The sequence below is a fragment of the Xanthomonas sp. D-99 genome, from assembly GCF_017746145.1.
Taxonomy (GTDB): Bacteria; Pseudomonadota; Gammaproteobacteria; order Xanthomonadales; family Xanthomonadaceae; genus Xanthomonas; species Xanthomonas cissicola.
Genome location: NZ_JAGHWU010000042.1, coordinates 15,842 through 30,471, shown reverse-complemented (window position 1 = coordinate 30,471; position 14,630 = coordinate 15,842). Strand labels below are relative to the sequence as shown.

At 66.8% G+C, this 14,630-nt stretch carries 13 protein-coding genes and 1 pseudogene; 5 read left to right on the top strand and 9 right to left on the bottom strand.

Annotation, left to right across the window (positions count from 1 at the left end):
- The first annotated feature begins 210 nt into the window (after positions 1-210).
- The 5 genes from J7360_RS14845 to pdeM are packed head-to-tail and all read left to right on the top strand — an operon-like array spanning position 211 to position 6,196.
- Positions 211-1,233 (top strand): ligase-associated DNA damage response exonuclease, encoded by a 1,023-nt coding sequence (locus J7360_RS14845; RefSeq protein ID WP_017155620.1) that lies wholly within the window; start codon positions 211-213, stop codon positions 1,231-1,233.
- On the top strand, positions 1,230-1,463 hold the full coding sequence (locus J7360_RS14840) for a hypothetical protein (protein ID WP_017155619.1): 234 nt from the start codon (positions 1,230-1,232) through the stop codon (positions 1,461-1,463). The genes J7360_RS14845 and J7360_RS14840 overlap by 4 nt, the downstream gene beginning before the upstream one ends.
- On the top strand, positions 1,460-3,064 hold the full coding sequence (locus tag J7360_RS14835) for an ATP-dependent DNA ligase (RefSeq protein WP_057660854.1): 1,605 nt from the start codon (positions 1,460-1,462) through the stop codon (positions 3,062-3,064). The genes J7360_RS14840 and J7360_RS14835 overlap by 4 nt, the downstream gene beginning before the upstream one ends.
- The gene (locus tag J7360_RS14830) at positions 3,061-5,562 is read left to right on the top strand and encodes a ligase-associated DNA damage response DEXH box helicase (protein WP_057660850.1); all 2,502 of its coding nucleotides are present in this window, start codon (positions 3,061-3,063) and stop codon (positions 5,560-5,562) included. The genes J7360_RS14835 and J7360_RS14830 overlap by 4 nt, the downstream gene beginning before the upstream one ends.
- Positions 5,552-6,196 carry a ligase-associated DNA damage response endonuclease PdeM gene (gene pdeM, locus J7360_RS14825; RefSeq protein WP_057660848.1) on the top strand — a complete coding sequence of 215 codons (645 nt, stop codon included), beginning with the start codon at positions 5,552-5,554 and terminating at the stop codon, positions 6,194-6,196. The genes J7360_RS14830 and pdeM overlap by 11 nt, the downstream gene beginning before the upstream one ends.
- A 26-nt stretch (positions 6,197-6,222) precedes the next feature.
- On the opposite strand, the gene J7360_RS14820 is transcribed toward pdeM, so the two are convergent.
- From J7360_RS14820 to J7360_RS14780, 9 genes and pseudogenes are all read right to left on the bottom strand, one after another.
- Positions 6,223-7,494 carry an NAD(P)/FAD-dependent oxidoreductase gene (locus J7360_RS14820; RefSeq protein WP_057660844.1) on the bottom strand — a complete coding sequence of 424 codons (1,272 nt, stop codon included), beginning with the start codon at positions 7,492-7,494 and terminating at the stop codon, positions 6,223-6,225.
- Between the two features lie 95 nt (positions 7,495-7,589).
- Positions 7,590-7,796 carry a cold-shock protein gene (locus J7360_RS14815; RefSeq protein ID WP_003488188.1) on the bottom strand — a complete coding sequence of 69 codons (207 nt, stop codon included), beginning with the start codon at positions 7,794-7,796 and terminating at the stop codon, positions 7,590-7,592.
- A gap of 87 nt (positions 7,797-7,883) precedes the next feature.
- Entirely contained in the window at positions 7,884-8,636 is a 753-nt protein-coding gene (locus J7360_RS14810; RefSeq protein WP_057660841.1) for an S-methyl-5'-thioinosine phosphorylase, read from the bottom strand.
- A gap of 87 nt (positions 8,637-8,723) precedes the next feature.
- Positions 8,724-9,278 (bottom strand): hypoxanthine-guanine phosphoribosyltransferase, encoded by a 555-nt coding sequence (locus J7360_RS14805; RefSeq protein WP_017155614.1) that lies wholly within the window; start codon positions 9,276-9,278, stop codon positions 8,724-8,726.
- Positions 9,278-10,283, bottom strand: a pseudogene (nagZ, locus tag J7360_RS14800) (beta-N-acetylhexosaminidase). The gene J7360_RS14805 and the pseudogene nagZ overlap by 1 nt, the downstream one beginning before the upstream one ends.
- A gap of 117 nt (positions 10,284-10,400) precedes the next feature.
- Entirely contained in the window at positions 10,401-11,978 is a 1,578-nt protein-coding gene (locus J7360_RS14795) for a cryptochrome/photolyase family protein (protein WP_209034154.1), read from the bottom strand.
- Positions 11,979-12,158: 180 nt separating this feature from the next.
- Complete coding sequence (locus J7360_RS14790) at positions 12,159-13,193, bottom strand: FAD-dependent oxidoreductase (RefSeq protein ID WP_209034153.1); 1,035 nt, start codon at positions 13,191-13,193, stop codon at positions 12,159-12,161.
- A gap of 16 nt (positions 13,194-13,209) precedes the next feature.
- On the bottom strand, positions 13,210-13,893 hold the full coding sequence (locus J7360_RS14785; RefSeq protein WP_042806154.1) for a DsbA family oxidoreductase: 684 nt from the start codon (positions 13,891-13,893) through the stop codon (positions 13,210-13,212).
- Between the two features lie 215 nt (positions 13,894-14,108).
- Positions 14,109-14,606, bottom strand: a complete 498-nt coding sequence (locus J7360_RS14780; RefSeq protein ID WP_022559776.1) for a CYTH domain-containing protein — start codon at positions 14,604-14,606, stop codon at positions 14,109-14,111.
- Between the last annotated feature and the right edge of the window lie 24 nt (positions 14,607-14,630).

Below are 14,630 nucleotides of genomic sequence, written 5' to 3'. Positions count from 1 at the left end.
CACTGCCGGACGAACGTGGCGGTGAACTGACCGGCATGTGCCATGCGTGCACCCTTGGCTTCTGCACGCTGGCCTCTGCGCGCCGTCCACGCCCGTCCGGCGGCGGCTCGCGACGTCGTGGCACCTGCCGGTCAGCGCGTGCTGCACGAACGCACCGGCGCACGGCTCCCATTCTCAGGATCTGCACACCGGCTTGGCCAGAGTTGCCGCATGCGCAACGGCAACGATGAGACAACTCACACACGCGGCGATCTGGTGGTGCTCGGGCCGGAGGGCCTGTATTGCCCGCAAGGCGACTTCCATATCGACCCGTGGCGGCCGGTGCCGCGCGCGGTGATCACGCATGGTCACGGCGACCACGCCCGCAGCGGCATGGGCGAGTACCACTGCACGCGCGAGAGCCTGTCCATCCTGCAATGGCGCCTGGGCGAACAGGTCTATCACACGCATGCGGATGGTGAAACGTTTCAGCTGGGTCGTGCGCGCGTGTCGCTGCATCCGGCCGGACACGTGCTGGGGTCGGCGCAGGTGCGCATCGAAGTGGATGGCGAGGTCTGGGTGGCCTCCGGCGACTACAAGCGCCAGCCCGACCCCACCTGCAAGCCGTTCGAAGTGGTGCCGTGCGACACCTTCATTACCGAGGCGACGTTCGGCCTGCCGGTGTATCGCTGGCCCGACACCTCCGAGGTCGCGGCCGATATTTCCGCTTGGCGCCGCGAATGCGCCGAACGCGGCGAAGCGGCCATCCTGTATTGCTATGCGCTGGGCAAGGCGCAACGCGTATTGGCCGAATTGCGCGCGTGGGAGACGCAGCCGGCATTGCTGCATGGCGCCGTCGCGGTAGGTGTGGAGGTCTACCGCCAGGCAGGCATCCCGATGCTGGACACCCAGCCGGTCAGCGAGCATGCGCGCGGCGCCGACTATGCCGGGCAGTTGGTCATCGCACCGCCATCGGCGGCCGGCAGTGCCTGGATCCGCCGGTTCCGCAGCGCACAGCAGGGCTTTGCCTCGGGCTGGATGCGCATCCGCGGCAATCGCCGTCGGCGCAATTACGACCGCGGCTTTGTGGTCTCCGACCATGCCGACTGGCCCGACCTGCTGCGCACCATCGAAGAAACCGGCGCACAGCGCGTCATTGCCACCCATGGCAATACCGATGCATTGATCCAACACCTGCGGGAGCGCGGCGTCGCAGCAGAAGCCTTCCGCACCGATTTCGGAGCCGAGGAATGAACCCGCTGCCCGCACGTCGTTATGTTCGCGCGCGTCCGCGCATTCGCTTGAGCGGTGCGCTCGCGTTCCGCCGTCATGCATTGGCGTTTTGCGTGCATCGCAGCGCACCAGCGGCCACCATCGGTCCACCGCGACCGCTACGGCGCCCACGCGTGCTTGCCGCGTTTACCCGACGCGCACTGGAACTGCGTGCTCCCGACAGGCGCGCAGCGCCACGGGCGCTGCTGTGAGGCGTTTCGCGGCGTTGTATCGCACCCTGGACCGCAGCACCGGCACGCTCGACAAGCGCGCTGCACTGGTGGCGTATTTCCGCGAGGCGCCCGCGCTGGATGCGGCATGGGCGCTCTATCTGATGGCCGGTGGCAAGGTGGCCAGTGCGCGCATGCGCATTGCCAGCAGCGGCGAGCTGCGTGAATGGATCACCGACACCGCCGGCGTTGCCGACTGGCTGGTCGCCGACAGCTACGACCATGTCGGCGATCTGGCCGAAACGCTGGCCCTGCTGCTGGACGACCCGGTCACCGAGGCGGCCGACCTGCCCCTGGCAGAGTGGATCGAACAGCGGCTGCTGCCGATCGCCAACCAGGACGTGGACATCCGCAAGGCCTGCATCGTGCAGGCGTGGCGCAGCCTGGCCTTCGACGAGCGGCTGGTGTTCAACAAGCTGCTGACCGGCGCACTGCGGGTTGGCGTGTCGCAACGGCTCGTGCAGCAGGCGCTGGCCGAATTGTCGGGCGTGGACATCGCGCGCATTGCCCAGCGCATGCTGGGCAGTTGGCGGCCGCATCCGACCTATCTTGCAGACCTGTTGACCAGCGAAGAACTGCCCGGCGAACGCCAGCAGCCCTACCCGTTCTTCCTGGCTTCGCCGCTGGAAGCGGAGGTCGAAACGTTAGGCGCCATCGACGACTGGCTGCTGGAATGGAAATGGGACGGCATTCGCCTGCAGCTGATTCGCCGCGCTGGCGAAGCGGCACTGTGGTCGCGCGGCGAAGAACGTCTGGATGGACGTTTCCCTGAAATCGAACACGCCGCGATGCAGTTGCCAGACGGCACCGTCATCGATGGCGAGCTGCTGGCCTGGCAACCCGAACAGCCCCTGCCGATGCCGTTTACCGCGTTGCAGACGCGCATCCAGCGGCTCAAGCCCGGGCCCAAGACCTTGGCCGCCGCACCGGCACGCGTGGTGGCCTACGACCTGCTGGAACTGGCGGGCGAAGACCTGCGCGAGCGCCCGCTGCAGGAGCGGCGCGCTCTGCTGGAAGGTGTACTCTCCGCGCTTGCAGACCCGCGCATCATTGCCTCGCCGCTGGTGCAGGTCAGCGATTGGCAGGCCGCAGCGCAGGTGCGCGTGGAAGCGCGCGAACGCGGCGTGGAAGGGTTGATGCTCAAGCGCGCCGGCTCGGTGTATCAATCTGGTCGCCGTCGCGGCGACTGGTGGAAATGGAAGATCGACCCACTCACCATCGATGCGGTGCTGCTGTACGCGCAAGCCGGCCACGGCCGACGCAGCACGCTCTATACCGACTACACCTTCGGGCTGTGGCATGAGGGCCAACTGGTACCGATCGCCAAGGCGTATTCCGGCCTGGACGACAAGGAAATCCTGCAGCTGGATCGCTGGATCCGTGCCAACACCACCGAGCGTTTCGGCCCGGTGCGTGCGGTCACCGCGCAGCATGTGTTCGAGCTGGGGTTTGAAGCGGTGAACCGCAGCGCGCGGCACAAGTCCGGCATCGCAGTGCGCTTCCCGCGCATCCTGCGCTGGCGTCACGACAAGCCAATGGCCGAAGCCGACCACCTGAGTACCCTGCAGGCACTGGCGCGGTGAGCGTCACGCAGCACACGTACGGCACGCCACTGCAACAGTGGCGTGCCTGGTTCGCGCAGCGCGGCTGGGCGCCGCTGACGTTTCAACGCGATGTGTGGAAGCGCTATCTCGACGGCGAATCCGGCCTGCTGCACACGCCCACCGGCAGCGGCAAGACGCTGGCGGCATTCGGCGGGCCGTTGCTGGAGGCGTTGGCCGCACGTGGGCGCACATCCCCGCGCAAACCGGGCAAACCCGCCTCGCCTGCGCGTCGCCAGCCGCAACGCAATCTGCAGGTGCTGTGGATCACGCCGCTGCGCGCATTGGCCGCCGACACCGCACGCGCGCTGCGCGAGCCGGTGGATGCATTGGGGCTGGATTGGCAGGTGGGCCTGCGCACCGGCGATGCCAGCGCGCGCGACAAGCGGCTGGCCCGCAGCGGCAAGCTCGATGTACTGGTGACCACGCCCGAATCGCTGGCCTTGCTCTTGTCGTATCCGGATACCGCACCGCAGCTATCGGCATTGCGCTGCGTGATCGTCGACGAATGGCACGAACTGCTGGGCAACAAGCGCGGCGTGTTGCTGCAGCTGTGTCTTGCGCGCTTGCGCGGCTGGACGCCGCAACTGCGCATCTGGGGGCTGTCGGCAACGCTGGGTAATTTGTCGCAGGCACGCGATGTGCTGTTGCCGCATCGCCCCGAGGCGGCGCTGGTCTCCGGCGTCAAACCGCGCACGATGACGCTGGAGACCTTGCTGCCGGACAGCGGCGAGCGCTTTCCCTGGGCAGGCCACCTCGGTCTGGCGCAACTGGCGCGCGTGCTGCAAAAGATCATGCAACAGCGCACCAGCCTGGTGTTTACCAATACGCGCGCGCAGGCCGAGTTGTGGCATCAGGCCTTGAGCGCGGTGTGGCCCGAAGACCTGGCTACGCTGGCGCTGCACCACGGCTCGCTGGATCCGTCGCTACGCACCGCCGCCGAACGCGGGCTGGCCGACGGCAGCCTGCGCTGCGTGGTCGCCACCTCCAGCCTGGATCTGGGCGTGGACTTCCCGGCGGTGGATCAGGTGCTGCAGGTCGGCAGCCCGAAAGGCATCGCGCGCCTGCTGCAACGCGCCGGCCGCGCACGCCATCGTCCCGGCGAGTCGGGCCACGTGGTGTGCGTCCCCTCGCATGCACTGGAGCTGGTCGAATATGCCGCGGCCCGTCGCGCGCTGGTGCACGGCCATATCGAAGCGCGCCCACCGCCACGGTTATCGCTGGACGTACTGGCGCAGCACTGCGTCACCCTCGCCCTCGGCGGCGGCTTCCACGCCGACGCGTTGTTCGAGGAAGTGCGCGGTACCGATGCCTTCGCCGCACTGGAAAGGACCACCTGGAACGCGGTGCTGGATTTCATCGTGCAAGGCGGCAGCGCGCTGGCGCACTACCCGGACTTTCACAAAGTGGTGCGCGACGAGGAGGGTCTGTACCGCGTGATCGACCGGCGCGTCGCGCTGCGGCATCGGCTGTCCATCGGCACGATCACCAGCGACGGCAGCGTGCGCGTGCAGTTTCTGCGCGGCGGACGGCTAGGCGCGGTGGAAGAACAATTCATCGGCCGCCTGCGCCGCGGCGACCGCTTCCAGTTCGCCGGCCGCCTGCTGGAACTGGTACGCCTGGAAGACATGACTGCCTATGTGCGCGTGGCCAAGGGTGGCAGCGGCGTGGTCCCGAAGTGGATGGGCGGGCGCATGCCGTTGTCATCTGCGCTGGGACGCGAGGTGGAAGCGGTGTTCGCCGAGCCCGGCGATGCGCCGGAGATGCAGGCACTGGCGCCGTTGCTGCACCTGCAGGCGTCGCTCTCTTCGCTGCCCGGGCCGGACCATCTATTGGTGGAAAGCGTCAAGGCGCGCGACGGCCGCCACGTCTTCGTCTACCCATTTGCCGGCCGGCAGGTCAACGAAGGCCTGGCCGCGTTGCTGGCGGCACGTTGGGGCCGACGCCAGCGCAATACCTTCAGCTTCGCTGCCAACGACTACGGCTTTGTGCTGTCGCCAGCGCAGGATGTCGACATCGATGCCGATGTGCTGCAGGCCCTGCTCTCGCCGGCGGGACTGTTCGACGATCTGCGCGACAGCCTCAACCTCGGCGAGCTGGCCCGCCGGCAGTTCCGCGAAATCGCGCGCGTGGCGGGCTTGTTGTCGCCGTCGTTGCCTGGCCGTGCGCCGCGCAGCCTGCGCCAGCTGCAGGCGTCCAGCGGTTTGTTGTACGACGTGTTGCAACGCTTCGACCCCGATCACCTGCTGCTCGCCCAGGCCGAGCGCGAGGTGTTCGAAGGCCAGCTCGAACTGGCGCGGCTTGCGCATGCGCTGGAAGACTGCGCGCGTCGCGAGTTGCGCCTGCGCAAGCCACGCAGCCTCACGCCGTTATCGTTTCCGCTGTGGGCCGAACGCGTGCGTGGGCAGCTGAGTACCGAGGACTGGAAGGCGCGCGTCTTGCGTGCTGCCGAACAACTGGAACGCAAGCATGGGCGATAGCGTGCAGCTGCAGCTGGCCGGCGAAACCGTGGAATTGCTCGGCGAGCGTGCGTTGTATCGCCCGGCACACCGTGCGCTGTTGATCGCCGACCTGCACCTGGGCAAGGCCGATGTCTTCCGACGTGCCGGCATCGGCTTGCCGGCCGGCGGCACCGCGCACGATCTGGAGCGGCTGGATGCGTTGCTGGATCAACGCGATGTCCGGACGCTGTGGATTTTGGGCGACCTGTTGCACGGGCCCGCGCCGCGTGCCGCCTGGCACCGACGCTGGAGCGCATGGCGCGAACGGCATTGCGCGTTGCGCGTGATCGCCATCCGCGGCAATCACGACCGCGCCCTGGCCGGTGCGGAGTTGCACATCGAAGCGGCCGGCGAACAGGTCGAAGATGGACCGTTCGTGCTGCGCCATGACCCATTGCCGCATCCCACCGGCCACGTGCTATGCGGGCACCTGCATCCCCTGGCCAAGCTGCCAGGGCTGTCGCGGCGCTGGCCGGCGTTCTGGTTGCGCGAGCGCGTCACCATCCTGCCGGCGTTCTCGCAGTTCACCGCAGGCATCGTGCCGACGTTGACCGAAGGCGAGCGCCTGGTTGCCTGCGTGGAAGGCGATGCGTTGGCACTGCCGGTGCGTTAGCCCTGCCACGCACGCACCGGTCGATGCTATGGCCGTGCAAGTGCTTCGGCGTTAACGTCGGCCAGCCGCGCGACTGGCTGCGCCAAGGTCTCGACAAATTCAGGCGCCAGCGCCAGCTTGCCGAACCAACCGTGCTGGGTGCCGCTGAGCACACGCAACATGTGCCCGCGTCCACCCGGCACGCGTCCCATCGGGCGTAGCAGCAGATCGCGGCCATGTGCCCACAGATCGCGTTCGGACTGGAACAGCGGCGTCAGCCAGCGGCTCCAGCGGTGATAGATCGCCACGTGCGCCTGGCGTTCGCGCTGGTAGCGCTGCAAGGCATCGTCCAGATCGGCGCCGGCGCGCAACGCATCGCGCATCGCCAATGCGTCCAGCAGCGCCATGTTCACGCCCTGCCCCAACTGCGGGCTCATCGCATGCGCGGCATCGCCGGCAAGCACGAAGCGGCCGCGATGCCAGCGCGACACCACAGCATCGCGATAGCTCGCGCGCGCCAGTGCACCATGCACCTGCACCGTGGCAAGCCGCGCGTGTGCTTCCGGCCACATCTGTGCCACCTCGTCGCGCCAGGCGGCAATGCCGCGCTGTTCCCACGCAACGAAATCGCTGCACGGCAGGCTCCAGAAAAAGCTCAGCCGCGGCGTGTCGTCGCCCGGGCGCGTGCCCACCGGCAACAGGCCGATCATCTTGCGTGCGCCGATATAGCGCTGGCGCAATTCGTCCACGAACGGCCAGTCTTCGCGTGGCAGCAGGCACCAGAGCGCCCCCCATGGATATACCCGATCCAGCTGCGTTCCCTGTGCCTGCGCACGCAACGTGGAAGCCGAGCCATCGGCGGCGATGATCAGATCGAAGGGGCCATGCCACTGCCCGCGTTGATCCTGCACGCGCACGCCCGCGTGGTCGATCGCGGTGATCTGCGTGTCCACATGCAGTTGCGCGTGCTGCGGCCAGGCCTCGCGCAGCAGCGTAAACAAGGCGCCGCGCTGCATGCCCACACCCATCAGGCGCGGATCCAGATCGCGGTACTGCATGTCCATCACCGCGCGCCCGCACGGCGTGTCGCCATACAGGCGGCGCACCGGCGCTCCATGCGCAAGCGCCTGCGGCAGCAAGCCCATGTTCCAGAGCACCTGCAACCCGCTGGGTTGCAGCAGAAAACCGGCGCCCACCGGCCCGGGTGCAGCTGCGCGCTCGAAGACCTCCAGCTGATGCCCGTCGGCGCCGAGCAGCACGGCCAATGCCTGCCCCGCCGTTCCGTAGCCCACTACCGCAATACGTAATGCTCGTTGCATCGTCCCTGCCCTGTCTGGCGATCGCTGCCCGCGCACAATCGGCGCAAAAAAAACCCCGCCGTGGCGGGGTTTTTCAACCGCACAATCGAGTCAGATTACTCGACCGGCGTGATGTTCGAAGCCTGGGCACCCTTGGGGCCCTGGGTCACGTCATAACTGACGCGCTGGCCTTCCTGCAGGCTGCGGAAGCCCTTGGAATTGATCGCGGAGAAGTGCGCGAAGACATCGGCGCTGCCGTCCTCCGGTGAGATGAAGCCAAATCCCTTGGCGTCGTTGAACCACTTGACGGTACCGTTCGGCATGGTGATGCAAGACCTTTGCAATAATTAATGGGTGGTGTACGGCGGTGCGTACGCGCCGAGTATGCAAAGCTTATGCCCCGATGACAATCACCCGCGTGCAAGTTCGCCAATCAGCTCGGGCAGCCCGGACGAAGCCGCATCGACGTTGGCCAACACCTCGGCCATGGTGATTTCCTGCGCGTCGCCGCAACCGGCCGCCCAGTTGGCCACGATCGCCAAACACGCATATTCCAAGCCTTTTTCGCGTGCCAGCCCAGCTTCGGGCATGCCGGTCATGCCCACCAGATCGCAGCCGTCGCGACGCATGCGTGCGATCTCTGCAACCGTTTCCAGTCGCGGTCCTTGCGTTGCACCGTAGCAGCCGCCCGCCACCAGCGTGACGCCGGTCACTTTGGCTGCCGCAATGACCTTGCTGCGAAACATCGGCGAATACGGGTGGCCGAAATCCACGTGCTGCACCTCGCTTCCAGGCTCTTCGCAGAACGTGGACACGCGGCCCCAGGTGTAGTCGATCAACTGATCCGGGCACGCCAACACGCGCGGGCCAAACTGTTCGGTGATCCCACCCACGGTGTTGAGCGCCAGCACCCGCGAGGCGCCGATTTGCTGCAGTGCAGCGATGTTTGCGCGATAATTGACCTTGTGCGGCGGCAGCGAATGGCCTTCGCCATGGCGCGCCAGGAAGGCCACGCGATGGCCGAGCAGCATGCCGACGCGAATCGGCCCGGACGGCGCGCCGTAGGGCGTTTGGACTTCGTGCGATTGCACATCGTCCAGCTGCGCGAGCTTGTAGACACCCGTGCCGCCGATGACGGCCAATGCGATGGAATTTGCGGACACAACCGACCTCTGCAGCGAAAGACATGATGGGGAGCGCACGCGTGCGCGCCGAGCTGCCCGCAACGATGCGGGCATGGATTTGCAGCGTTACGGCTTCATCGCATAGATGGCAGGAATACCGCGCAGCTGCTCGTTGACGTCCATGCCGAAGCCGAACACGTAACGGTCGGGCACTTCCACGCCCACGTAATCGGCGCTCACGCCCGGCACGCAACGGTCGTGCCGCTTGACGGTCAACACCGCCACGCGCACGTCGGTGGCGCCCTGCTCCAGGCACCACTGGCGCACGCCCTGCAGCGTGTAGCCCTCGTCGAGAATGTCGTCGACCAGGATCACGCGGCGACCGAACAATGCGGTGGCCGGACGGTGCTTCCACACCAGTTCGCCGCCGGTGGTTTCGCCGCGGTACCGGGTGGCATGCAGGTAATCGAATTGCAGGTCCTGCCCGCGTGCGCCCAGCTCCAGCGCCAGCTGGCCGGAAAACGGCAGCGCACCGTGCATGATGGTGAGGTACACCGGCACTTCGCCGGCGTAGTCGCGTGCGATCGCATCGGCGATGGTGGCAACGGCGGCATCGATGGCGGGACGGTCGACCAGCAGATCGGCTTGGGCCAGGGCCTGGGAAATGGTGAGCGTGGACATCAGGCAGTTGTTCCGAAATGGGCAGAAGGAGGAGTGGGTGAATGAGGCGTCGGTGCCGGCGAGCAGGCCATCCCAGCCCAGTGCGCCACGGCCGATCAGGCCGATCAACGCAGCGGTATTGAGGCTGCGGCCCTGCACGGCCTGCAGCGATTCGGAGACCAGCTCCGGGTGGCACACCAGCACCACGTCGCAGCCGGCATCCAGATGCGCATGCACCCGGCCCGCCACGCCGCCGGCACTGAAGGAGGCGGCCATGCCGATGTCGTCGGAAAAGACCACCCCGCGGAAGCCCATCTGGCCGCGCAGGATCTGCTCGATCCAGCGCTGCGAATAGCCGGCCGGCTCCGGCGCGACCTGCGGGTAGACCACGTGCGCCATCATCACGGCGTCGGCGCCGGCCTCGATTCCCGCCACGAACGGCACCAGGTCTTCGGCCTGCAGCACCTCCAGCGGCCGTGGGTCGCTGGCGTGATCGACGTGGGTATCTTCCAGCACGGTGCCGTGGCCGGGGAAATGCTTGAGCGTGGCGGCCATGCCGGCGCCGTGCAGCGCCTGCACATAGGCACGCGTGAAGGTGGCCACGATCTGCGGGTCGTCGCTGAAGGCGCGATCGCCGATGGCGCGGTTGCCGCGGCCCAGGTCCACCACCGGCGCAAAGCTCAGGTCCACGCCGCTGGCGCGGACCTCGCTGGCCATCAACTGCGCATGCGCGCGCGCGGCGGCCAGTGCTGCCTCCGGGTCCTGCGCGTACTGCGCACCGAAGCTTTGCAACGGCGCCAGCGCGCTGAATCCTTCGCGAAACCGCTGCACGCGCCCGCCTTCCTGGTCCACGCAGATCAGCACCGGGCGCGGCGCGGCGGCGCGAATGGCGGCCGACAGCTCGGCCACCTGGGTGCGCGAAGCGAAGTTGCGCTTGAACAGCACCACGCCGGCAACCGCATCGTGCTGCAGCCAATCGCGTTCCTGTGCGCTGAGTTCGGTACCGGCAACGCCGATCAGAAGCATGTTGGGGGACTCCCGGGCCAGGCGCCATGGTGGCGCAGCGCGGCATTGTCGCAGATGCGCGTGGCAGAGTCAGATCGCGCATTCAGCTGCGCGCCCCTGCGGGCGCTGCGGGTAGGCTCACAGCCCCTCGAGGTGGGCGCGCCAATGCGCGGCCTGGGCCTGTACTTGTGCCAAGACTTCGGGGGCCATCCCGTCGAGCTGGCGGTACGGCAGCGCCAGGCGTTCGTTGGCGGCCAACAGCGGGCGCTGGCGCTGCAGGAAATCCCAATACAGCGCGTTGTACGGGCAGGCGTTCGGGCCGACCCGCAACTTGCGTTGATACCGGCAACCACCGCAGTAATCGCTCATGCGATCGATGTAGGCCGCGCCGCTGATATACGGCTTGCTGCCGAGCAGGCCGCCATCGGCGAACTGGCTCATGCCCACCGTATTGGGCAGCTCCACCCACTCGAAGGCGTCGATGTAAACGCCTAGATACCAGCGATGCAGGGCCTGCGGATCCAGCCCCGCCAGCAGCGCAAAATTGCCGATCACCATCAGCCGCTGGATGTGATGCGCATGCGCGTTGGCCAAAGAATTGCCGACCGCATCGGCCAGGCAGCGCATGCCGATCTGCCCGTCCCAGAACCAGTGCGGCAGCGGCGCATGCTGGTCGAGACGATTCGATTCCGCGTAGCCGGGCATCTGCGACCAGTACACACCGCGCACGTACTCGCGCCAGCCCAGAATCTGCCGGATGAAGCCTTCCACCGCCGCCAACGGCGCATGCCCTTGCCGCCATGCCGCTTCGGCGCGCGCAATCACCTCGTGCGGGTGCAGCATCTTGACGTTGAGCGCGAACGAGAGCAACGAATGGAACAGGCGCGGGCTACGCGTGCTCATGGCATCTTCAAAGCGGCCGAAATTGGACAATGCATGCGCGATGAAAGCGTCCAGATGCTGCAAGGCTTCGTCGCGATCCAGCGGCCATGGCAGGGCTTGCGCGTTCGGTGCGCCAAAGCTGCGCACGCCGGCGGCTTGGATCGTGTGCCACAGCGCGCTGTGATCGTGGGTCGTGCGCCAATCCTGGGGGGCAGGCGGGTGGCCCGGCCACGGCGCACGGTTGTCGTGGTCGAAGTTCCAGCGCCCACCTTCCGGCTCGCCTGCTGCATCGAGCAGGATGCGATGCTGGCGCCGCATACGCCGATAAAACACTTCCATGCGCCATGGGCTGCCAGTGCGAAAACAGGCGGCGACTTCGTTGCGCGCGGTCAGGAAATGTTCGCTGTCGACCATGCGCGTGGCAAAGGGTTGCGCGGTGCTCCAGTGCTGTAGTGCTTCGTCCAGCCGCCATTCGTCCGGGGACTGGTACTCCAGATGGTCGGCGCGGTAATGCGCCATCAATGCCTCGAGGTTGCGCGGGATCGACTGCCGGTTGCTGGCGTTGTCGATCGTCACATAGCGCACCCGATGCCCTGCACGCCGCAAGCCTGCGGCGAACGCGCGCATGGCCGCGAAGATCGCCAGGACCTTCTGCGCGTGATGCAGTACGTAGTCGGTTTCCTGCCGCACTTCCATCAACACATAGACCACCCCCGCATCGCGCGTGGCGAACCAGCTGTGCTGCGGATTGAGCTGGTCGCCCAGGATCAAGCGCAGCGTATGGGCCGGCGTTTGTGGATTGGTTTGCGCGATAAGTGCGCTGGAATCATGCATCAGAGTGACGCCCGATCATGCCGGATGCAGGGGCGCGTCCGGGCCGATGCGGCGCACGGGCACGCCTTCGACCCGAAAAAAATATTCGCGTCACCGGGGATGCATGCACGAACGACTGCCATGACCGCGGTATGGCCAAGCACCGCATCACCCTTTAGTTCTGCGCTGCTTGGCACAGCGTCAGTCGCAAGCGCTGTGCGGCGCGTCGCCGGCAGACACATGCCGGGCCAGCGCCATTCCACTCTGCCATGCCCCCTCCACCTTGCCGCCTGCCAACCAGTCGCCACACATGCCCACGCCAAGCTGCGCGTCCCAGACGCAGCCGATCTGCAATGCGGGGTCGCTGCTGGCGACTTTCCAGAAAAAAGCATCGCAGGACCGCGGTATCGGCAAACCGAGCGCCGCCAGCTCCGGCACGAGGCTGGCGATGACGTGCCCAGGCATGGCATCGCAATGCGCCTGGCTCCACTCGGCCGTTGCATGCAGCAGCCAGGTCTCCGCACCCGTACGCGCGGGCTTGCTGGAGTTGCGCGCCACCCAGCGTAATGCGCCGGCATTGACGAACAGCGCGTCGTAACCTGGATCGATTGGCACATCGAAGCGCGCCATCACCGCCCATGCAGGCTGCATGCGCACCTGCTCGGCAATCGTCCGCAACGCAGGCGCGGCCTGCGCGAGCAACGCAGCCGCCCTCGGTGCCGGGACGGCCAGCAGCACCGTATCGAACAGAGGCTCTGCAGCGTCTTGCGACACCGCTACGCGCCACCCCTGCCGGCTGCGCCGCAGCGCGTGCACCTCGGCACACAGACGCACATCCAACTGCGCGGCCAGCGTACGCGCCGGCGCGGTCGTCTCGGGAACACCTACATAACGCGTCAGCGCGCTCTGTGGTCGGCGCAACCGCGTACCGTCCCAGCTTGCGATACGTGCCTGCCAGGGCGCGGCAATACCGGCATCGATCCAGGCATCCACGACCGCTGCAAATGCAGGATCGCGCGCGGTGAAATACTGCGCTCCGTGATCGCATTGCCACTGCTCGGCGCTGTAGTGGCGCGTGCGGCCACCCGGGGTCTGGGCCTGATCGAACACCGTCACCGCATGGCCGCCCGCCTGCAGCTGCTGCGCGCAGACCAGCCCGGCCAGCCCGGCGCCAATCACGGCGATCGTCTGCACGCGGTCGGGCGGTGTCATGCCATCGCGCAGGTGCCGGTGCATGCGGCAGGCATGCGTGTCACACCGCGCAGCCGTCGGGTCCGCAGGCATCAGGGCCGCCGACTGGCGTCGATTCGGCTGCCAACTGCAGCAGCGCCTGCGCAAAACTTTCCGGCGGCTGCGCGCCCTGGATCAGTGCACGGCCGTCGATCACGAAACTGGGCACTGCGCGGATGCCCAACGCGTCGGCCTGCGCTAGCTGCGCTTGTACCTCGACGGCGCCTTCGTCCGATTCCAGCATCGCCTGCACACGCGCCGCCGCAAGGCCGCCGGCCTCACCGGCACGCACCAGCGTGTCGGTCGCGCCGACGTTACGGCCTTCGGCAAAATGCGCATGGAACAGCGCTTCCATGACCGCATCCACATCGCCCTCGTGGCTGGCCAGCCAGATCAAACGATGCGCACGCAGCGTGCTCACCTGCACCTGCCCACGGCCAAAATCCAGCGGCAAGCCCTCCGCCTGCGCGGTGGCCTGGGTCTGCGCCAGGATCTGCTCGACCCGTGCCGTACCGCCGAACTTCAGCGCCAGCGCCTCGCGCAATGGCGTCGGCTCCAGACCGGCATCCGGATCAAGCTGGAACGCGTGGTAGTGAATATCCAAGGCCGGCGCCTGCGCACCAAGCGCTGCGAGGGCGGCCTGGAAACGGCGTTTGCCGATCCAGCACCAGGGACACACTACGTCGGACCAGATGTCGATGCGCATGAGCTGGGGTTCGTTCGTGGTGATTTGGGATTGGCAGAGCATAGACGGGATTCTGCACTCGCAAACGTTTGCCACTGCTGAAATTGGGGAGCGATGATGAAGCGCTGCAAAGCACCCTGGTGCCGCGCATCATCTGTTCTTACGAATCACCAATTGCACCTCAGGCCTCCAAGGCGCCGAGCCGCGTGCCCGCCTTTGCGAGTCCCAATCCCGAATCACAGATCCCCGTTCCACTGCTTGAACGGATGCGAGGCCAGGGCCAGGTTGTAGTAGCGCACGTCGTCGGTGACTTCGGTCCCGACCCATTCCGGCGTGGCGAATGCTTCGTCGGGGCGTTCGAGTTCGATCTCGGCCACGATCAGGCCGGCGTTGTCGCCGAGGAATTCGTCCACTTCCCACACATGGCCCTGATAGGCGACCAGATGCCGGCGTTTGTCGATCAGGCCGCCCACGCACAGCGCCAGCAATGCGCGTGCATCGGCAAGTGGAATCGGATATTCGAACTCCTGCCGCGTATGCCCCACTTCGCGCGATTTCAGATTGAGAAATGCGCTTTCGCCCTGAATGCGCACCCGTACCGAGGCATGCTGCATGCCACTGCGCAGCGCCGCCTGGTCGTTGATATAGCCCTGCGCCATCGGAATCACCGCATGCGCGGCATCGCGCCAGCCATCGCCGGTGACCAGGAATTTGCGTTCGATTTCTAGAGGCATGGGATTCGGGAGTGGGGATTCGTT